Here is a 19500-nt window from a genome sequence, read left to right on the forward strand (position 1 = left end):
GACGGGCGACAACTGGCCGTCGGTGTCGGGAGCGGTGGGCACTGGCTGCGGCCGAGAAGAGGCACGCCGCCGGTGTCGCGGCGAGTCGCGCGGCCGAAGCTATTCGCGCTGGGTCCAGCTTTGATGGATCGACACCGCGAGAGGCGCCGGCGACGCGGCCGACATGCAGTTCATTGTGGGTGAAAGATCAGCTGCTCGGACGTAGCTGTTGCAGAGTGCCTGCGCTACCCGACGGAGTCTCCGTTGGATGCCGCTGGCCGCACGATTCCGGCCGCTGGTCGCGAGATGCGTCCGGGGGAGCGTGATTCCGTCGCGCTGTGCCGAGTAGACGCCTTTTACTGCTGCTTTAACATCCAGGTCAGTAGTGGTCCGCGTCCCTGCGGTCCGGTCGATCTTGGTCACTGCCGGTGTCCCCTCGCTCAATGGGAATGCTGTGTGACGTGAGCCTGCACATCGGCGGACGGGATTTCGCCGAGTTTCATCTACGCTCAACTGTGTGATGTTGAGCATGATCTAAATGAAGTGTGACTGTCAACACCCTGGATGAAAATTCTCGTCTATCATTAAGTGAGAGTGGATTCTGTGGTGAAGGGGCTGGTGGGTCGTGGACGAGGAGATCGGTGTCGCGTTGAAGCGGGCACGGCTGGACAAGAAGATGTCGCTTCGCCAGGTCGCGGAGCCGTTGGGGATTTCGACGAGCCTGCTGTCGCAGGTGGAGAACGGTAAGACCCAGCCGTCGGTGAAGACGTTGTTCGGTCTCGCGACGGTCCTCGGTGTTTCTCTCGACGAGATCGTCAGCGGCCGTAGCGGGGATGTTCACGCTCCGCGGAATCTGGATGCCGCAGCCGGGATTCAGCGATCGACGGATGACCCGGTCCTCGAGATGGAGAACGGTGTCGTGTGGCGGAGGCTGGCCACAGCGGGCCGTACCGAGGTCGAACCGCTGCACGTGACCTACGCGGTCGGTGCGTCGAGTTCGTTGGAGGGCAAGATGATGCGCCACGCGGGCGTCGAGTTCGCCTACATCCTCGAGGGCACGCTGCGTCTGAGGCTCGATTTCGACGAGCACGAGCTGCGGGCCGGTGACTCGTTCTGCTTCGACTCGAGCCGTCCGCACCTGTTCTTCAACGCCGGGGCGGTCGCAGCGCGTGGCGTCTGGTTCGTGGTCGACGCGGAAGCGTTCACGTCCCTCGGACCCGGGGTCACATACGACTCGATGTCGAGGACACAAGGATCCGTTCGCGACGGAAGCTCACCCTGGCTGACGCCGCGGACGATCCCCACCGAGTCCGACCAGGCCGGTACAGGATAGAGCCGGTACAGGATGGAAACAGGAACGCCGGCTCACGCGAACTCGGGGAGTTCGGGTGAACCGGCCCTGTCGGTGTGGGCAGGCGGGCTACTGCGGTGCGGACGTTCCCTGGTATCCGAGGAGCTTCCATCCCTCATCGGTGTTGACCCACACGGCCAACGAGAGCGTGTCGATGGTCTTGCGGGTGCCCTGGACGGAGAGATCTGCCTTCATTCGTCCGTGTACGAGGGCGGTGTCACCGTGCACGGTGATCGCCTCGATCGGGTGCTCGATCTGGTGGTAGACGTAAGTCGACGCCTTGCATTCGTCGATGTAGCGGTCGAGACCTTCGCGTACGCCGCTGGAGTGCGTGTACTGCATCTCCGGGTGGCACAACTGTGCGAATGCAGTGAAGTTCCGCGCGAGAATCAGGTCGAAGCGTTCGTTCTCGAGGTCGGTGATGATTCCCCGGATCGTGTCGAGTTCGGTCTGATCGAGTGCGCTGTCTACGGATTCGGTGGGGGACATTCGGTACCTTCTGTGGAGCACTCTTCCCGAAGCGGGGTCAGGTGAAGAGCATCCGTGTCGATGAGCGGGGACTACGTGCCGAGATCTGCGATCGGCAACCGGAGTGTGCGAGGGCGCGCGGTCGATCAGGGGTGCGTCGGTCGTTCGCCCTGCAGCGCCTGAGTGAGCAGGTGCTCGAGGCCGGCCTCGGTGACCGGCGCGGGGTTCGAGTACGGGTTGGACAGCACCTCCTCGATGACGGTGGGAAGCTGTTCTGCGCGTACGCCGAGCTCGGCGAGCGAGTGCGGGATACTCAGTTGCTGCTCGAGGTCCCACAGTGCGAGCGAAGGGTCGTCGTCCGTGGCAAGCGCGCGCTGGAGCGCGGCGCGGGCGTCCGGGGCGTGAGTTTCGTTGTAGGCGAGCGCATAGGGCAGCACGATCGCGTGAGTCTGAGCGTGCGGGAGATCGAGGGATCCGCCGAGCACGTGGCAGAGCTTGTGGTGGAGCGACATCGTGGTCGAGCCGAGGCATGCTCCGCACAACCACGCTCCGAACAGGGCTCGGGAACGGGCACCGAGGTTGTCGCCGTCGGCAACGACCTCGGGCAGCGATCCCGTGAAGGCCCGCACGCCTTCCTCGGCCATCAACGAGATGATGGGTGAGGTGTCGGGAGCGTAGAGAGCTTCGACGGCGTGCGCGACGGCGTTGAGGCCGCTGGCCGCGGAGATCTCGGACGGCAGTGTCCTGGTCAGCGAGGGGTCGTAGATCACCGACTGTGGAAGCACCACAGGATCTCGGCCGGTCTGCTTGCGCCCGTCTCGGGTCAGACCCCAGATCGGCGTCATCTCCGAACCGGCGTAGGTCGTGGGGATTGCGATGATTGGCAGGCCGTGCTCGAGAGCAATCGCCTTGCCGAGCCCGATGGAGGAGCCGCCGCCGATGACGACGCAGCTGTCGGCACCGAGGTCGCGAGCCTGGTCACGAGCCTGGTCGGCGGTTTCGACCGGGACGTGCATCCGGGCCTGGTCGAAGATTCCTGCGCTCCGGTCACCGAGATGGCCGGCGACGAGTTCGGCGAGGTTGCGCTGCTCAGGGGTGCACAGGATCAGCGCCCGATCGAGGCCGAGGTGATCGAGTTCCTCGCCGACCTTGGCGACGGCGCCAACTTCGAAGAGGACCCGCATGGGGAGTGCCTGGTATTGGAACGAACTGCGAAAGGCCACGGCTGTCATGCCTCCTTTGACTGGGCTTCGAGCAGGGTCACGTCGAAGTGCACGGTGCGGAACGGGTTGTCCAGGCCCAACGCGGCGGCGCGCTCGGGGTCGTCGACCACCGGGAACTCGCGAATCAGGCTCTCCTTCACTCCGAACACGACGTCGGAGTCGATGTAGGGGGTGCCTTCGACGAACAGGTGCGTTGTCACCGGTTCGTGCCCGTCCGCGGTGACGATGAAGTGCACGTGCGCTGGGCGATTCGGATGTCGGCCGGTGGTGGCCAGAAACTCGCCGACCGGTCCGTCGTCGGGGATGGGGTAGTACCGCGGGACGATCGAGCGGAACCAGAACTTGCCCTCGTCGTCGGCGGTGAACAGTCCTCGCAGGTTCAGTTCGGGCTGAATGCCGGGCTGCTGGACATCGTAGAACCCTTCTGCGTTGGCCTGCCATACATCGACCGAGGCGCCCGCGAGCGGTGTTCCGTCGGAGCTGCGGACCTGCCCCGTGACCAGGCACGGCTCTCCGCCGTCGTCCAGCGCAATGGTGTCCCCGAGTTCACGCGGTGGGGAGTCGACCATGTGGAACGGGCCGAGAACGGTCTGCTCGGTGGCATGGCCGAACGCGCGGTGGTTGATCGTCTCGACGAGCATCGACACACCGAGGACGTCGGACAGCAGGATGAACTCCTGACGAACGTCGTTGCAGGTGTGTCCCGTGCGCGTGAGAAAGTCGATGCCCTCGTCCCACTCTGCTTCGGTGAGCTGGACCTCTTTGACGAAGTCGTGAAGGTGATGGATCAGCGAGGTCAGGATCTTCCGCAGGCGGGGATCGGTGTCGGCGCCGAGACTGTCGATCACCACCTGGGCCGAGCCTTCTTCGGTGAACAACCGGCGGTCGGTCATGGGTAACACTCCCTTCAGGGTGCGGTGTAGCCGCCGTCGACGGGCAGCTCGATTCCGGTGACGTAACTGGCTTCGTCGCTGGCCAGAAACAGTGCCCCGTAGGCGATTTCGCGGGGGTCGGCAGCGCGCTTCATGGGCGTTGCCGCGATGACGTCGGCGGTGATCGCATCGTCCTGAGCGGCGATCATCGGCGTGCTCGCCAGGCCAGGGTGCAGCGAGTTCACCCGAATGCCGTCGCTGACATAGGACAGAGCGGCGTTCTTGCTCATCATGCGCACCGCTGCCTTGCTCGCCTGGTACGCGGACACGCCGGCAGCTCCGACGATCCCCCAGATCGACGACACGTTCACGATCGACCCTGCCTGCTGAGCCTGCATCGTGGGGATCACCGACCGCATCCCGTAGAACACCCCGGTCTGGTTCACTCCGACGATGTGATGCCAGTCGTCCAGGGAGATCGTCGCCACGGGCTCGTACGAGCCGACGAGACCTGCGTTGTTGACGAGGATGTCGACGCGACCGTGAGTGTCGAGTACCGATTCGACGAGGGACTGCCAGCTGTCGAGCCGGGCGACGTCGAGCGGGAGGTAGGTGATGGAGGGGTTGTCCAGCGACTCCGGCCCGTGGATGTCACCGATGACAACCTTCGCGCCTTTCTCAGCGAACAGTTCGGCGATCGCCCAACCGATGCCTCGGGCTCCACCGGTGACTATCGCAACCTTGTCGGTCAATCGCGCCATTGCTATTCCTCGTCCTTTCGGTGTGATGGGTCTGAAGCGGAACGTCAGGTCCGGCCCCGGTGTCGCTTGGGTTGAGTGACGACCGACGCGTCGCTCGACCACCAGGCTCAACGCGCTCGTCGTCTCAACGGGAGCCGGTGTTCCCGATGGCCGTGGGGTCGACTGCGGCGGACAGCGCGCTGAGTGCGGTGTCGTGCGCCCGCCGGAGCCCTTCCTCCACCGGCGTGTCGCGATGCAGCGCAGAGATGATCTCCACACCCCAGTAGCCCTTGTAGCCGGTCGAGAGGATGGTCGTCGCGAACGCCGCGACGTCGAAATCTCCCTCGCCGCAGTACTTTCTGCTGTTCACCGTGTCGTCCCACAGGGATCCGATCGGCGTCCGGGCGCCGTCGTTGAGCTCGACGACGAACACCATCTCCGGATCGATGGCCGCGGCCAGCTCCTCGTAGGACGTACCGGCGCGGTAGACGTGCCAGATGTCGATGCAGAGGCCACCTGCTCGGGCTCCGGCGTTCCTGACGATGTCCGCCGCTTCCTGCACGGTTCGGGGGCTCGCCATCGGCATGAACTCGAGCGCCACGCGGACGCCGTGCTGTTCGGCGTCCGTGGCCAGCGCTGCGAAGTGCTCGGTGTATGCCGCATAGGGCTGCGGGTTGGGCGAGAGATCCGAGCTCACCTTGACGGTCCGAACCCCCAACTCCTCTGCCGCCTCGAACATGTGCGTGCGAATGCGGTCGGACTCGGCGCGGGCCGCGCCGTCAGCCCACCAGTCGGTCAGGAACTCGAACTCGACGTGCTTCATCCCGTTGTCGCGAAGGATCGCGCCGAGGGTGGGCAGGCCTATGGTCTCGCGGGCTTCGATGAGGTCCTTGTGGAACAGGCCGAATCCCGACCAGCCGGTCCGGCCGGCGGCCTCGATACGGTCACGCAACGAGACCGGGCTCATCTCGTCCGCGAAGGACGGTCCGGTGTTGCCGGCTGACGTCCAGCAGGACGCGAGAAGCTCGGTGTTGATGGTCATCACATTCCTTGCTGCAGAATCGGTCGTGGACTCGGATGTACGAACGAGGTCAGGTCGGGTCACTCGGCGTCGGAGCGTACTGCGGTGCTGTGGCAGTCGTGCGGAACCCAGTGTGGTTCACCACCAATGGGATGAGCGGTGTACCCGACGCGGTCGGCAGGCATGTACGAGAACCCCACCGCCAACGCCTCGATCGGTGTGTCCCCGATCGGCCTGATCGAATGAATGGCGTTCGGAGGGATACGAACCAGATCACCGGGACCGAGTTGGGCGGTCTCGTCGCCGACCCGCATCTCGGCACACCCCGAGAGGAGGTAGTACACCTCGTCGCTGTCGTGTGAGTGGGGTTCGAGCTGTGTGCCGGGCTCGAGCCTGAATCGGGAGAACAGCTCGAGGTAGCCGCCCATCGTTTCGTGGCGAAGTTCTTCCTTGTCGATGTAGAACCTCGTCGTGCATGTTCCGGCATGCTCGGAGACTGTCGGTCCGTCGTTGGTTCTGAGATCCATCGCGTCGTCCTTGGGAGTCGATGACATCGCGTTCAGCGGAAGTGGACTCCGCCGTTGACGTCGAGCGCAGTGCCGGTGATGTAGGACGCTCGTTCCGAGGCGAGGAAGGCCACGGCGTCGGCGATGGTGCTGGGCGGTCCGGCGTAGCCGAGCGGGATCTTGGCCCACTCGATCGACTTCATCTCGTCGAAGGTGATTCCGCGCTGCTCGGCCTCCACCTGAAGTGCGTCGGTGTGCATCGAGGTGGCGATGTTGCCCGGGCAGACCGAGTTGGCACGGATGCCGCGGCCGGCGAGCTCGGATGCGACCGACTGCATGAACACGATGACGGCGGCCTTGGACGCACAGTAGGCGGTGAAGAAGGGACTTCCGAGCTGACCCGACCAGGACGCGATGGCCGTCAGAGATCCTCCCTCGTTGGCGGGAATCAGGGGAACGAGCGCACGGGTCATCAGGAACACCCCACGGACGTTCACATCCATCACCCGGTCGAACTCCTTCAGCGGAAGCTCCTCGACCGGATGCGCCTGCTGGAGAACACCGGCAACGAGAGCGACGGCGTGGACCTTGTCCGTCCACGTTCCGATGGCCTCGGCGGCGGCTGCAACCGACGACTCGTCGGCGACATCGCAGCGCACCCCCAGGATGTCCGCATCGGGGTACTCGGCCGCAACCGCGGCCTGTGCCCGAGCGACAGCATCGTCGGAGTAGTCGAGCAGTGCGAGGCGGTAGCCCTCGGCCGCGAGCCGCAGGCTCGTGGCTTCGCCGATACCTCCGCCCGCTCCGGTGACGACGGCGACTCGCTTGTTCGTGGTTTCCATGTGTCCTGTTCCTCTCTGGTGGTGCGGGTGTCAGGCTGCGCCGCGGACGGTGTCCTTGCGGAGGCCGCCGAACACCAGTGCGATGACGAGAATCGCTCCGGTCACGATGTTCTGCCAGTACGACTGAACCTGGAGAAGGTTCAGCGCGTTGCCGATCAGCGTGATGAGCAACGCTGCGGTGAAGGTGCCGACGATCGTTCCGCGGCCGCCGCGCAGGGCCGTTCCGCCGACCACGGCGATCGCGATGGCGTTGAGCTCCATCCCCTGGGCCATCGTTCCGCTGGCCGAGGACAGCAGAGAGGACAGCCCGACCGCCGCCAGGCCGGTGAGCAGACCCGCGATCGCGAAGGCGGTGATCTTGACGCGGTTCACGTGGACGCCGGCCAGGCGCGCGGCGGTCTCGTTCGAGCCGACGGCACGCAGCTGACGGCCGAAGTAGGTCCTGTTCACCAGTGCGTAGACGGCGACGCAGCTGATGACGAAGACGATGAACACCAGGGGGATGCCGGCGATCCGGTCGATTCCGAGCTGCTGGTAGTGCACGGAGGTGATTCCGATGACGTCGCCGCTCGTGATGATGAAGGCCAACGCGAGGTACACGTTGTACATGCCGAACGTCGCGATGAACGGGGGGATCCGGATCTTGGTGACGACGATCCCGTTGAGCGCCCCGAGCGCGGCGCCCACGCCGAGAGCGACGAGGATCGCCGTCCCGATCATCGTGGAGGGCAAGACCTTTGCGGTGACGACTGCGGCCACACCGATGATCCCGGCAACCGAGAGGTCGAACTGCCCGCCGATGATGAGGAGGGTCATTCCGCAGGCGACGACGCCTGCGAAGGAGGCCTGGGTCAGGATGTTCTGGACATTGCCCGTCGTGGCGATGTTCGGCACCAAGACGGCGGCGACGATGATCGCGACCAGCAACGTCGCTTGCAGGTAGTAGGTGCTCGCGAGGTGCTTCGCCAGCGCAGTGGCGGATTTTCGGGTTTCGATGGTGTTCCCGTCGGCCGCGCGTGCGGACACCGAGTCATCGACTGGGGCGGTCCTTGTACTCATCGAAACTCCAGGGCTTTCTTCTCGGCCAGGTAGCGATGTCCACTGTCGAACGCAAGAGCGGCGATCAACAGCACGCCGGTGGCCAGGTACTGGTAATAGGACGGAACGTTGAGCAGGTTCAGGGCGGAGGAGATCACCGCAAGCAGCAGACTCGCAATCATCGTGCCGATCAGGTTGCCGGCACCCCCGGCAAGGCTTGTCCCGCCGAGTACGACGACCGCGATGACCTGGAGTTCGAACCCGACGCCCAGACTTCCGGTGGCCGAGCCGAGCTGCCCGCAGAGCAGGACACCGGCAAGCGCTGCCGCCACTCCGGAGAGCACGAAGACGACGAAGGTGACGCGCTGAACGCGGATTCCGCTGTCCGCTGCCGCTTCGGGGCTGCCGCCGACGGCACATACGTGGCGTCCGAACGGCGTCCGGTGGAGCAGAACGTACGCGGCGCCGAGCACCAGGCACGCGATCAGGAACGGCGTCGGAATGTAGAGGACCTTGGAGGTGGCCAGCGCCTCGAGCATGCTGTTGTCGGCGCTGATCGTCCCACCGTCCGCCAACAGGAGCGCGGCCCCGCGGAAGATTCCCATGGTGCCGAGGGTGGCGACGAACGCGGGCACTCGCAGATAGCCGACCAGGAATCCGTTGACCGCTCCGACGAGTGCGCCGAGCAGGACACCACCGACGACTCCGCCGGTGAATCCCATGGTCGTCACGAAAGAGGCGACGGCGCAGGCCACGAGTCCCTGGATGGAGCCGACGGACAGGTCGAGTCCGCGCAACGCGATGACCAGGGTCATGCCTGCGCCGGCGATCGCCACGATCGAGGCGTTCACGAAGATGTCGGACGCCGTCGCCGTGGTCGCGAACCGGGGAACGAAGACGATGCAGCACAACAGAATCGCCAGGAACGGCAGGAGGACGGCGTAGTCCTCGAGTAGGCGTGTCCAACCCCGCAGGAGCGACGGTCGCCGGTTCTGCTGATCGGTTGGTGAGGAAGCTTCGAGCAGGTTAGACATCGGATTCACCCTGAGCTTTCGCGGCATGGGAGCGGTGGGCACTGGTGTCGGTTCCGGTGCTGTTGCCGAGCGAGGAAGCGAGAATCGTCTCCTCGTTCACGTCGTTGCCCACCAGTTCGGCCGCAACACCACCGTTCCGGAAGACAAGGCAGCGGTCGACGACGGTGGACAGCTCCGGCGCATCGCTGGAACTGACCAGGACGGCGACGCCCTGCTCGGTCAGGGACCTGATGAGCTCGTAGATTTCGAGCTTGGCGCCGACGTCGACCCCTCGGGTCGGCTCGTTGAGCAGAAGCACGCTGCATTCCGACAGTGCGGCCCGACCGAACAGGACCCTCTGCTGGTTGCCGCCACTGAGGTTGCCGATCAGCTGGCCCGCACGATCGACGCGGATGCGCAGCTCCGACTTCAGGCGATCGTACGTCGACGTCTCCGCGCGGCGCACCGGCAGCCACCGGTCGATGCCGGTCAGTCCTCGCTGCGAGATCACCAGGTTCTCGAGAACGCTGAGGTGAGGAAGGATGCCTTCCTTCTTCCGGTCCTCGCTGAGCATGAAGACGCCCGCCGCGATGGCATCCGCAGGCGAGCGGAGTGCCAGGGCGGTCCCGTCGATGGAGACGGTTCCCTTGGTCGGCAGCATTCCGAACAGGCTCTGCATGAATTCGGTGCGACCGGAACCCAGCAGGCCGGCAAGGCCCACCACTTCGCCGGCCTTGACGTCGAGTGACACGGGAGTGTGGACCCGCGGGCAGCGCACGTCGGTGAGCGACAGGCGCACCGGCGCGTGCTCGTCGACCGGTGTGACGGTCACCCTCTCCTCGAACTTCTGGAGGGTGCGGCCCAGCATGTGGGTGACCAGCTCGTCCTCGGCGGTGTCCTCGGTGACGAGATCGGCGACGTTGCGGCCGTCCCGGAAGACGACGATCCGATCCGACACCGCGAAGATCTCGTCCAGGTGGTGCGACACGTAGAGAATCGCCTTGCCGCGTTCCCTCAGCCGCTCCACGAGTGCGAGCAGCCGCGACACCTCGTCGCCGTGCAGTGCCGCCGTCGGCTCGTCCATGACGAGAACGTCGAACTCACGCGAGAGTGCCTTGCTGATCTCGACCATCTGCTGGTCTGCCACGCTCAGACGGGCCACCCGCTCGTCGGGATCGATGTCGAGCTGCATCTCGCTCATCAACGCCGCGGCTCGTCGGCGCATGTCCCGGTAGTTGATCAGTCCGCGGCTGTTCGGTTCGTGGCCGAGGAAGATGTTCTCGGCCACCGTCAACTGCGGCACCAGGCGGAACTCCTGGCTGATGACACTGACGTGACTCCGGACTTCGGCCCTCAATCGACAATTCAGGAGACTCCCAGTGTCAGTACTGTTCACACCGTTGACTGTCGGCGACCTCACCCTTCCCAACCGCGTCGTCATGGCTCCGCTCACCCGTTGCCGGGCCGGCGAGGGGCGGGTTCCGACGGACCTCATGGCCGAGTACTACGCACAGCGCGCCAGTGCCGGGTTGATCATCAGCGAAGCCACAGTCGTGAGCGCTCAAGGCGTCGGCTACCCGAACACCCCCGGAATCTGGTCGGACGAGCAGATCGCCGGTTGGCGGCCGGTCACCGATGCGGTACACGAAGCGGGCGGACGCATCTTCCTGCAGCTGTGGCACGTTGGCCGAATCTCTGATCCTGTGTACTTCGACGGAGACCTCCCCGTGGCCCCCAGCGCCATCGCTGCATCCGGTCGCGTGCGCCAGGTTCGCCCCTACCGCGACTACCCGATTCCGCGGGCCCTCGAGACCGACGAGATTCCGGGGATCGTCGAGGACTTCCGCATCGGTGCGGCCAACGCGAAGGCTGCGGGCTTCGATGGCGTAGAGATCCACGCCGCAAACGGGTACCTGATCGACCAGTTCCTGCAGGACAGCACCAATCTGCGGACCGACCGCTACGGCGGAAGCATCGAGAATCGTGCGCGCTTCCTTCTCGAGATCGCAGACGCCGCCATCTCGGTCTGGGGTGCCGACCGGGTGGGTGTCCACCTTCGGCCCCGCGGTGAAGAGCACGACATGGGCGACACCGACCCGCGGTCCCTGTTCGGGTATGTCGCCGAGCAGCTTGGCGAGCGAAACGTTGCCTTCCTGTTCATCCGAGAGACCGAGGCCGACGACAGCCTGCTGTCGCACATCAAGTCGCGCTTCGGCGGCCCCGTCATCGCAAACGAGGAAATGTCGGTCGAGGATGCGGAACGGCTCATTGGTGCTGGCTCCGCGGATGCAGTGGCCTTCGGACGCGACTTCATCGCGACACCCGACCTCATGGACCGGCTGGCGATCGGTGCCCCCCTCAACACCCCGGACCCATCGACGTTCTACCGAGGCGGTGCCAAGGGATACATCGACTACCCGGTCCTGGCGCAACTCTGAATCAGCAGGACACCGCGAAGCGTGATCGGCGCACAGGCATCCGTATCCTGACAGCGGAAAGGAGCCGACATGGCTTTTGCTGACGACGCGATCGAGGTGCGGGCACAGGGATGGCGGACCGTCGCCGCATTTCACAGCCTGATCGAGACGAAACTCGAGAACGCACTGCGATCGTCGTTCGAGTTGTCAGTGGTCGAGTACACGGTCCTCGATGTTCTCAGCCGGCAGGACGGCGACCTGCACATGCGGATGCAGCAACTTGCCCGTGCAACTGCGCTTTCGACCAGTGCTACAACCCGCCTGGTCAACCGCCTCGAAGCGCGCGGACTCCTTGCTCGATTCCTGTGCGTCGATGATCGACGAGGCATCTACACGGAGTTGACAGCAGCTGGTGCTGCGCTTCTCGAGCTAGCCCGCCCCACCTATGACACGGCACTGCAATCGGCATTGACCGAAGCAACTGCCGTGCCGGAGTTGGCACCGCTCGTCACAGCGTTCGAGGGTCTTTCTGCCGCTCCTCGAGGCACGTAACCTCACGCGCCAGCCGCAGGAAGGCCGCCGTGTTCGGAAGAGTTCGCGACATCGGCTCGACGCCCGATTTCCTTGGTCAACCGCAGCCTTGAACGACTCCGAGTCCCCGACGGCCGACCTCAGGGCGCCAGTCGCACACCTCTGAGTCGGGAAGCATAGTCGCGCAGCAGATCCCACAGGTCGCCGTCGTCCGCGCTGAGCCTGCCGGTGCGCCCGGTGGCGGTGAGCGCACCGGCGAGGCGACCGTCGTCGGAGCGCACCGGCACCGCGAGGGCGGTCCGTCCGATCCGGCACTCGTCGATCTCGCTGGCCGCGTCGACGTCACGCACTCGACGCAGCTCCGCCACCACGTCGGCCGGTTCGGTCTTGGTGCACTCGGTGACGCGACGAAGGGGCCCGCCGCCGATCAGTTCCGGTCGCTGTACCAGCAGCAGCTTGCCGATCGCCGACGCGTGCAGGTGGGTGGTCCACGTCGACTCGCCTGCCAACTCGTGGTCCGGGTCGCGGTCGACGAGGTGAACCCGCCCACCGCTGTAGGACGCCAGGTAGATGCCGTGTCGCACCTGCGACCGCAGCTCCTCGAGAACCGGGCCCGGGTCGGGCACCGGTGCGGTCGCGGAAGCGCCGGCCAGTTCGCGGGTTCGTCGTCCGAGGGCGAACCCGGACAGGTCCTCGACCCGGACGAGGTAGCCGTCCGCGACGAGGAGGTTGAGCAGGCGGTACGCCGTCGCGGGTGGGATCTTCGTCAGCACCGCGACGTCCCGCGCCGATGCGCCCGATCCGAGTGTGGCGACCGCCTCGAGCAGCGCCAGCGCGCGCTGGACCGCGCGCGGCTCGTGCCCGCCCGGCTCGGCCGTCCGCACGCTCACTGTCGCACCGCGTCCGGATGATCGGCGCCGACCAGTGCCATCCTGCCGTGGGAGTTCTCGGCGAACGCCCCGGCGCCCGGCAGGACGTCGCCGGACTCGGGACTGTCGAACACGCCCACCACGGCGAGGGCGCCGGGTCGCGCCCGGCGCAGGTACAGGTACCAGGCCGTGGCCACGGAAACGATCGCGACGGCTGCCACCAGCGCGCCGAACCGTCCGTCGACGGCGTGTCCGATCACGACGTATCCGCCGACCGCGACACCGCCTGCAGCCGCGACGCGAGCCGCCCACGCGGTCGGCGCCGTCAGTTCGTTGATCCGGGTCAGGAAGGCGACGGCGGCCACCGCCACCAGGACGTAGGCGATCAGGAGTGCCACCCGCAGGGTGACGCGTGTCCAGTCGGGGACGTGACCGACGGCGGCGAACGTCGCGGCGCCGACCGCGAGCACCGCGGTCGCCGCGACGAGCGCCACGGACGGCGTACGCAGGCCCCGGTGCACGACGCCGAGCGCGCGCGGTAACACGCCCTCGACGCCCATCGAGTACAGCAGCCGGGACGCGGCATTCGACGACGCCATCGCCGACGCGAGCCACGAACAGCACATGCCCAGGTGCAGGAGGGCGACCACCACCGGACTGATCCCGGTCGACGTGCCGTGCAGGTAGGCCCCGACCAGCGTGTCGGCGTGCCCGCTCCACGCCGCCCAGCCCGCGAACACGAACAGGGCGCCGCAGATCGCGGGTGTCGCGAGGACGGTGCGGGTCACCGTGACCATCGGCCGACGCGCTTCGGGTGCGATGAAGGTGGCGCTCTCGAATCCCGCGAGAGCGAACAGTGCGGTGAGGACGACGGGGAGCAACGCGCCACCGTCGTCGCCGGGGACGACGTGCACGGTCTCGTTCCCCGACAACGACATCAACCCGACGATGAACACCAGCGAGCACACCTCGACGACGAGAATCGCGAGTGCCGCGAATCGCACCCCGCGCAGCAGGGCCGTGAGGATCGCGGCCGCGATCGCCAGGTACACGACGCTCGTTGCCGGGCCGCGGATCTCGACGCCGCACTGCGCGGCGACGGCGATCACCGCCTGCCCTCCGTGATACAGCGTCAAGGCGCCGCTCCCGAGGTACTTGACCGCCATCGCGACGCCGGTCGTGAGTGCGGCGCGGACCCCGAGGCCCTTCGCGACGAACGCGTAGAGGCCGCCCGAGGCCACCATCCGGCGGGTGAACTGCGTCATGCACCACGCGATCAGGGTGACGAATACGGTCGCGACCACGACGGCGATCAGTCCCGACGTCAGTGCGTGATGGGTCAGCATCGTCGCGGGCAGCAGCACCATCGACGCGGCGGGTGCGGTGGTCGCCACGGACTGGGCGAGTACCTCGGCGCCGGACAGTTGCCTGCGGCCGAGGGCACGCAGCGGTGACATCGCCGGTCGGGTCGGCTCGTCCTCGGTGAACGAGCGGGCGATCGCGTCCGCCAGCGCGGACGATCCGAGCGCGGTCATGGAACCTCCCACTGGTGGCCGGGTGTGGCGAAGCCGGCCGCGCCAGACGCTAACGACGTCGTGTTGCACGCACGTTTCTGTCGTGAGTCGTGCGAAGTACTTCGAGTGGGACGGGTCGGCGTGCGCCTCTCCCAGTCAGTGGTCCGAACCGTTTTCGTCGGCGTAGCGGATCGGACTCACACCACCGAAACCATTGCCACCGAACAGCGACGAGGGTGCCTTACCCCTCGGCCGAGCGATCGGCGTGAGTGCGATGGGAGTCGAGAAGTGAACGTCACCAGAAGATCTTTCGTGCGGGGCCTGGGCATGACCGGCGGAGCGGGACTCGCCTACGGCGCGATGGCGACCCTCGGGCTTGCCCCTGCGACGGCCGGTGTCCCCGTCCGGTTCCAGGCACCCGCCGCGGGTGACCTGATCGGGAAGGCGCCCGGCTCCACCTCGGTCGTGGTTCTCGGCGGCGGCCCCTCCGGGCTGGTGTCGGCGTACGAACTCGCCAAGGCCGGCTACGACGTCACCCTGCTCGAGGCGCGCACCCGGCCCGGCGGTCGTGTGTACTCGGTGCGCGCAGGCACCACCGAGACCGAGATCGGTGGCGAGACGCAGACCTGCACCTTCTCCGAGGGGCACTTCTACAACCTGGGCGCCACCCGCATCCCGCAGAGCCACATCACCCTCGACTACTGCCGTGAACTCGGCGTCGAGGTGCAGCCCTTCGGAAACCAGAACTCGAACACCGTCGTCCACTACACCGGCAACACGGCGACCTCGAACCAGTCGATCCAGTACCGCGCCGCCAAGGCCGACACCTACGGCTACGTCTCCGAACTGCTGCACAAGGCGACGTCGATGGGGGCCCTCGACACCGAGCTGACGCCGGAGGACAAGGAGAAGCTGTCCAGCTTCCTGCGTGACTTCGGCGACCTGTCCAGCGACGGCCGCTACCTCGGCTCGTCCCGCCGCGGGTACGAGGGCGGCCCGGCCGCCGGTCCCGGCGCGGGTCTGAACTTCGGCACCGAGACGAAGCCGTTCGGAATGTCCGACGTGATCCAGGGCGGCATCGGCCGCGCGTTCTCCTTCGAGTTCGGCTTCGACCAGGCCATGCAGATGATGACGCCGGTCGGCGGCATGGACCGCATCATGTACGCCTTCCGGGACAAGCTCGGCGACAAGATCAAGTTCGGCGCCGAGGTCACGTCGATGAAGAACGTCCCCGACGGCGTCACCGTCGAGTACAAGCAGAACGGCACCCGGCACACGATCACCGCCGACTACTGCATCTGCACCGTCCCGCCGAACCTGGTCGGCCGCCTCGACAACAACCTGCCGTCCGATGTGCTGCTCGCGCTGCAGGGCGCGGTGCCCGCGTCCGCGGGCAAGCTCGGCATCGAGTACTCGCGGCGCTGGTGGGAGACCGAGGACCGCATCTACGGCGGCGCCTCGAACACCGACATGGACATCGCGCAGATCATGTTCCCGTACGACCACTTCCACTCGGATCGCGGTGTCGTGGTGGCGTACTACAACACCGGGCGTCGACAGCAGGCGTTCGAGTCGCTGACGCACCGGCAGCGGCTGGCGAAGGCGCTCGCGGAGGGATCGCTCATCCACGGCGAGCGGTACAACCGGGACGTCGCGTCGTCGTTCTCGGGCAGCTGGCGGCGGATCAAGTACTCCGAGGGCGCCTGGATGAGCTGGAAGGGTGCGGGCGACTCGCACGGCGGCGTCGCCACCCCCGAGTACGAGAAGCTGCTCGAACCCGTCGACCGCATCTACTTCGCGGGTGACCACCTGTCCAACGCCATCGCGTGGATCCACGGCGCCCTCACCTCGGGCCGCGACACCGTCACCAAGCTGCACGAGCGCGTCGCCACCGCCGCCTGACACACCCCCACATCTCAGGAGATCCCATGAAGCTCAGCACTCGCACCAGCACGTTCGCCGCAGGCCTCGCGGCCGCCGCGGTGGTGCTCACCGCCTGCTCGTCGTCCGACGACGCGACCGAGCCGGCGCCGACCGAGTCCACGCCCGTCGCCGCCCCGGTCCTGGAGCCGGGCCAGGCGAACCCGATGATCGCGCAGGGCGTCACCATCCGGTCCGGCGCCACCGTCTACAAGTCGAGCGGTCTCGGCCCGTCTGCGTCGAACAAGGCCGCGCCACAGGGAAGTCCGGAGTCGTACATCGACTCGATGTTCACCGGCGGCGTCCTTCCCGCCGGTGTCACCGTCACCGAGGCACAGGGCATCAACGTGCTCAAGAACATCCGGACCAACCTCGAGGCGCAGGGACTGACCCTCGCCGACGTCACCACGATGCGCGTGTTCCTCGACAACGCGCCCGGCACCGACCGCGCCGACTACGCCGGCTGGAACCGTGCCTACCGGCAGTTCTTCGCCAACACCAACCTCGACAGCGGCGACACGGAACTCGTTCCGCTCGGCACCGCCGAACCCGCGGCGCCACTGGAACGCAACGACTCCCGGCCCACCCGATTTGCACTCGAGGTCGGCAGCCTCCCGGTGAACGGCTGGCTCGTGGAGGTCGAAGTGGACGCGGTGTACCCCGATGACGCGGCGGCCGGCTGATGGGCGCGCTGAGCCCGGCGCACTGGGCGATAGTCGCGGTCGTGCTGCTGGTGCTGTTCGGATCCAAGAAGCTGCCCGAGGCGGCTCGGGGGCTCGGGCGGTCGATGCGGATCCTCAAGTCGGAGGTCGGTGAGATGCACGCCGACGACACTGTGCCCGTCGGTATTTCCGGTCCGGCTGCGGACCGCAAGGACTCGCAGGCGGTGTGACTGGCGGGGCCGGCTCAGCTCGTGCCGAGCCGGCCCCGGCCGTCCGCGGCCCGCACCGCGTCGACGAACTCCGACTTGTGGGCGTCGTACCGCACGCGGAAGTCGTCGCAGTCGTGGATGCCGTCCATGGTGGCCTCGGTGACGAGGCGGAAGAAGTCGGTTGCGGCGTTCACGACGGAAGTCGGTGCGAGAAGGCGCAACTCGTTGACCATGACGTCCAGGTCGACGATGGAGCCCGCGAGGGCGCGGAGATCGGGGTCGCCGGAGTCGAGTGCCTCGGCGAGGTCGGCATCGGCGAGGACGTCCGGGTCGACCGATACGGCAGCGTTGTGTGCGATGTCGGTGGCGGAAACGAATCGGACGTAGAGTGCGCGCACAGACGGATCGAGGGGCGCCGCGGCGACGGGGGCGGGTGCGGGACGACCGCGCCGGACCGCGAACACACCGAGCAGCACCCCGACGATCATCGACACCGGCACCGCCCACCACGGAGCGGACGGGGAGGACAGGGTGTCGAGAAGGGAATCCACCCGCCGAATTTAACAATCGGCCGGGAGACTGCCGGGCACCGACATGTTCACGAGAAAGAGTGCAACTGAAAGGTTGCACTCGGCTGGCATTTATGCAACCATTGGGTTGCACAGTGATCGACTCGGGCGAACAGGAGCACGACATGACGAACACACATGCGGCCGTCATCGACGCCGATCGGTACACCGTCAGCCGCACCGTGGTGGTGAACGCCCCCGGCGAGAAGGTCTGGCAGGCGCTCACCGACCCCGCGCACATCGCCCGCTGGTTCGGGCAGACAGCCCGCATCGACAGTCTGGAAGTGGGTGCGCGCGGCAGCTTCGGCTGGGACGGCCACGGTGAGTTCCCGCTGGAGGTCACCGAGGTCGACGAGCCGACGACGTTCGCGTACCGCTGGCAGAACCGGCCGGGCGACCTCGAGTTCGACCGCGCCACCGAGGTACGGTTCACGCTCGTCGCGGAAGGGGAGTCGACCGTGCTGACCGTGGTCGAGACCGGCTTCGACAGGATCGGCGACGACGAGGAGACCCGCCTCGGTGGGCTGGAGAGCAACCGGCAGGGCTGGAACTCCGAACTCGACGAGCTCGTCGCCTACCTGGAGGGAGTCGCGGCATGACGGTCCGGGACCCGGAGGCCGCCCCGACTCTGGTGTTCGCGGCGCTCGCGGACGACACCCGCTGGGAGATCCTCACGCTGCTCGGCGCGGAGGACCTCTCGGCGTCGGCGTTGGCCGAACGACTTCCGGTCAGCAGGCAGGCCGTCGCGAAACACCTCACCGCACTGGAGGCCGCCGGCCTCGTCGAGAGGGTGCCGGTCGGTCGGGAGGTGCGCTACCGCGCCCTCGGATCCGCGCTCAGCGCGGTCGGCCGCCGGCTCGAAACGATCGGCGCGCAGTGGGATCGTCGCCTGGCGCGCATCAAGGAGATCGCCGAACAGTTGTAGGCGCTACGCGCCCTGTGCGCACTTCCGGTAGCCCCAACTACCAGAAGTGCGCACAGGTCTAGAGCTGTTCGCGCAGGTAGGCGAGGTCGTCCGCGATGCCGTCGGCGGGGGTTTCGAGGATGACCGGTGCATCTGCCGTGCGGACGATCTCGGCGAGCACCGCCGCGTCGATGGTGCCGTCGGCGAGGTTCGCGTGGCGGTCCCGCGCGGAGTCGAACTCGTCGCGGGAGTTGTTCAGGTGCACCAGGTCGATGCGGCCGGTGATCGCCTTGACCCGCTCGACGACCCCGACGAGGTCCTCGCCGCCCGCCCAGGCGTGGCAGGTGTCGAGGCAGAAGCCGGCGCCGAACTCGCCGACCTCGTCCCACAGCCGGGCGATGTCGTCGAAGCGACGGGCCATCGCCGCGTCGCCGCCGGCGGTGTTCTCGATCAGGATCGGCACCGCGAAGCCGCCCTTGTCGGCCTCGCGCTCGAACAGCTTGCGCCAGTTTGCGAACCCCTCGGCGGGGTCCTCGCCGTCCCGCACATGGCCGCCGTGCACGACCAGCCCGATGGCGCCGATGTCGGCGGCCGCCTTCGCCTGTTCGGTGACGGACTTGCGGGACGGGATCCGGATCCGGTTGTTCAGTGAGGCCACGTTGATGACGTACGACGAGTGCACCACCACGTCGATCGGGCTGGCCAGGATCTGCTCCGTCTTCGGGTGCGGAGTCAGCTTGTTCCATTTCTGTGGGTCGGTCAGGAACAGCTGCACGATCTCGGCGCCGAGCGCCTCACCTGCTCCGATCGGGTCGTCGTCCTGGCGTACATGAGCTCCGATGCGCATGGAGT

General features: G+C 66.8%; 22 protein-coding genes. 8 read left to right on the forward strand and 14 right to left on the reverse strand.

The window, feature by feature from the left end; all coding sequences use genetic code 11:
* Positions 1-604 precede the first annotated feature (604 nt).
* On the forward strand, positions 605-1312 hold the full coding sequence (locus tag ACFSJG_RS05435) for a helix-turn-helix domain-containing protein (RefSeq protein WP_378484179.1): 708 nt from the start codon (positions 605-607) through the stop codon (positions 1310-1312).
* Between the two features lie 87 nt (positions 1313-1399).
* Here ACFSJG_RS05435 and ACFSJG_RS05440 read toward each other — a convergent pair whose 3' ends face one another.
* The 10 genes from ACFSJG_RS05440 to ACFSJG_RS05485 form a co-directional block, all read right to left on the reverse strand.
* A complete protein-coding gene (locus tag ACFSJG_RS05440) occupies positions 1400-1819 on the reverse strand; it encodes a nuclear transport factor 2 family protein (RefSeq protein WP_378484180.1) in 420 nt (139 codons plus the stop codon).
* A 125-nt stretch (positions 1820-1944) separates the two neighbouring features.
* A complete protein-coding gene (locus ACFSJG_RS05445; protein ID WP_378484181.1) occupies positions 1945-3030 on the reverse strand; it encodes a maleylacetate reductase in 1086 nt (361 codons plus the stop codon).
* The gene (locus tag ACFSJG_RS05450; RefSeq protein ID WP_378484182.1) at positions 3027-3914 is read right to left on the reverse strand and encodes an intradiol ring-cleavage dioxygenase; all 888 of its coding nucleotides are present in this window, start codon (positions 3912-3914) and stop codon (positions 3027-3029) included. The genes ACFSJG_RS05445 and ACFSJG_RS05450 overlap by 4 nt, the downstream gene beginning before the upstream one ends.
* A 14-nt stretch (positions 3915-3928) precedes the next feature.
* Entirely contained in the window at positions 3929-4654 is a 726-nt protein-coding gene (locus ACFSJG_RS05455; protein ID WP_378484183.1) for an SDR family NAD(P)-dependent oxidoreductase, read from the reverse strand.
* Positions 4655-4778: 124 nt separating this feature from the next.
* Entirely contained in the window at positions 4779-5675 is an 897-nt protein-coding gene (locus ACFSJG_RS05460) for a sugar phosphate isomerase/epimerase family protein (protein WP_378484184.1), read from the reverse strand.
* A gap of 59 nt (positions 5676-5734) precedes the next feature.
* Complete coding sequence (locus ACFSJG_RS05465) at positions 5735-6181, reverse strand: cupin domain-containing protein (protein WP_378484185.1); 447 nt, start codon at positions 6179-6181, stop codon at positions 5735-5737.
* A 32-nt stretch (positions 6182-6213) separates the two neighbouring features.
* Positions 6214-7002: an SDR family NAD(P)-dependent oxidoreductase gene (locus ACFSJG_RS05470; protein WP_378484186.1), complete on the reverse strand. Its 789-nt coding sequence runs from the start codon at positions 7000-7002 to the stop codon at positions 6214-6216.
* A 30-nt stretch (positions 7003-7032) separates the two neighbouring features.
* Positions 7033-8028: an ABC transporter permease gene (locus tag ACFSJG_RS05475; protein WP_378484187.1), complete on the reverse strand. Its 996-nt coding sequence runs from the start codon at positions 8026-8028 to the stop codon at positions 7033-7035.
* Positions 8029-8057: 29 nt separating this feature from the next.
* Positions 8058-9074, reverse strand: a complete 1017-nt coding sequence (locus ACFSJG_RS05480) for an ABC transporter permease (RefSeq protein WP_378484188.1) — start codon at positions 9072-9074, stop codon at positions 8058-8060.
* A complete protein-coding gene (locus tag ACFSJG_RS05485; protein ID WP_378484189.1) occupies positions 9067-10548 on the reverse strand; it encodes a sugar ABC transporter ATP-binding protein in 1482 nt (493 codons plus the stop codon). Before ACFSJG_RS05485 ends, ACFSJG_RS05480 begins: the two co-directional genes overlap by 8 nt.
* Between ACFSJG_RS05485 and ACFSJG_RS05490 the strand changes: the two genes are divergently transcribed.
* Positions 10433-11491, forward strand: a complete 1059-nt coding sequence (locus ACFSJG_RS05490) for an alkene reductase (RefSeq protein WP_378484190.1) — start codon at positions 10433-10435, stop codon at positions 11489-11491. The two genes, ACFSJG_RS05485 and ACFSJG_RS05490, sit on opposite strands and share 116 nt — an antisense overlap.
* A 69-nt stretch (positions 11492-11560) precedes the next feature.
* Entirely contained in the window at positions 11561-12022 is a 462-nt protein-coding gene (locus ACFSJG_RS05495) for a MarR family winged helix-turn-helix transcriptional regulator (RefSeq protein WP_378484191.1), read from the forward strand.
* 119 nt (positions 12023-12141) lie between these two features.
* Here the strand turns inward: ACFSJG_RS05495 and ACFSJG_RS05500 are convergent, their stop codons facing one another.
* On the reverse strand, positions 12142-12891 hold the full coding sequence (locus tag ACFSJG_RS05500) for an IclR family transcriptional regulator (RefSeq protein WP_378484192.1): 750 nt from the start codon (positions 12889-12891) through the stop codon (positions 12142-12144).
* Entirely contained in the window at positions 12888-14405 is a 1518-nt protein-coding gene (locus ACFSJG_RS05505) for an APC family permease (RefSeq protein WP_378484193.1), read from the reverse strand. Before ACFSJG_RS05505 ends, ACFSJG_RS05500 begins: the two co-directional genes overlap by 4 nt.
* Before the next feature lie 291 nt (positions 14406-14696).
* On the opposite strand from ACFSJG_RS05505, the gene ACFSJG_RS05510 reads away from it, so the two are divergent.
* Genes ACFSJG_RS05510 through tatA form a run of 3 tightly spaced genes read left to right on the forward strand, consistent with a single transcriptional unit; the run spans position 14697 to position 17196 of the window.
* Positions 14697-16286, forward strand: coding sequence for a flavin monoamine oxidase family protein (locus ACFSJG_RS05510; RefSeq protein WP_378484264.1), 1590 nt, complete (start codon positions 14697-14699; stop codon positions 16284-16286).
* Positions 16287-16312: 26 nt separating this feature from the next.
* Positions 16313-16987: a Rid family hydrolase gene (locus ACFSJG_RS05515; RefSeq protein ID WP_378484194.1), complete on the forward strand. Its 675-nt coding sequence runs from the start codon at positions 16313-16315 to the stop codon at positions 16985-16987.
* Positions 16987-17196 carry a Sec-independent protein translocase subunit TatA gene (tatA, locus tag ACFSJG_RS05520; protein ID WP_378484195.1) on the forward strand — a complete coding sequence of 70 codons (210 nt, stop codon included), beginning with the start codon at positions 16987-16989 and terminating at the stop codon, positions 17194-17196. The genes ACFSJG_RS05515 and tatA overlap by 1 nt, the downstream gene beginning before the upstream one ends.
* Before the next feature lie 14 nt (positions 17197-17210).
* Here tatA and ACFSJG_RS05525 read toward each other — a convergent pair whose 3' ends face one another.
* Positions 17211-17726: a hypothetical protein gene (locus ACFSJG_RS05525; RefSeq protein ID WP_378484196.1), complete on the reverse strand. Its 516-nt coding sequence runs from the start codon at positions 17724-17726 to the stop codon at positions 17211-17213.
* Between the two features lie 143 nt (positions 17727-17869).
* Here ACFSJG_RS05525 and ACFSJG_RS05530 point away from each other — a divergent pair, with 143 nt between their 5' ends.
* Entirely contained in the window at positions 17870-18343 is a 474-nt protein-coding gene (locus tag ACFSJG_RS05530; RefSeq protein ID WP_378484197.1) for an SRPBCC domain-containing protein, read from the forward strand.
* Positions 18340-18669: an ArsR/SmtB family transcription factor gene (locus ACFSJG_RS05535; protein ID WP_378484198.1), complete on the forward strand. Its 330-nt coding sequence runs from the start codon at positions 18340-18342 to the stop codon at positions 18667-18669. The genes ACFSJG_RS05530 and ACFSJG_RS05535 overlap by 4 nt, the downstream gene beginning before the upstream one ends.
* A 58-nt stretch (positions 18670-18727) precedes the next feature.
* On the opposite strand, the gene ACFSJG_RS05540 is transcribed toward ACFSJG_RS05535, so the two are convergent.
* Entirely contained in the window at positions 18728-19495 is a 768-nt protein-coding gene (locus ACFSJG_RS05540; protein ID WP_378484199.1) for a deoxyribonuclease IV, read from the reverse strand.
* Between the last annotated feature and the right edge of the window lie 5 nt (positions 19496-19500).

Source organism: Rhodococcus gannanensis, from assembly GCF_042681175.1.
Classification (GTDB): domain Bacteria; phylum Actinomycetota; class Actinomycetes; order Mycobacteriales; family Mycobacteriaceae; genus Rhodococcus_G; species Rhodococcus_G gannanensis.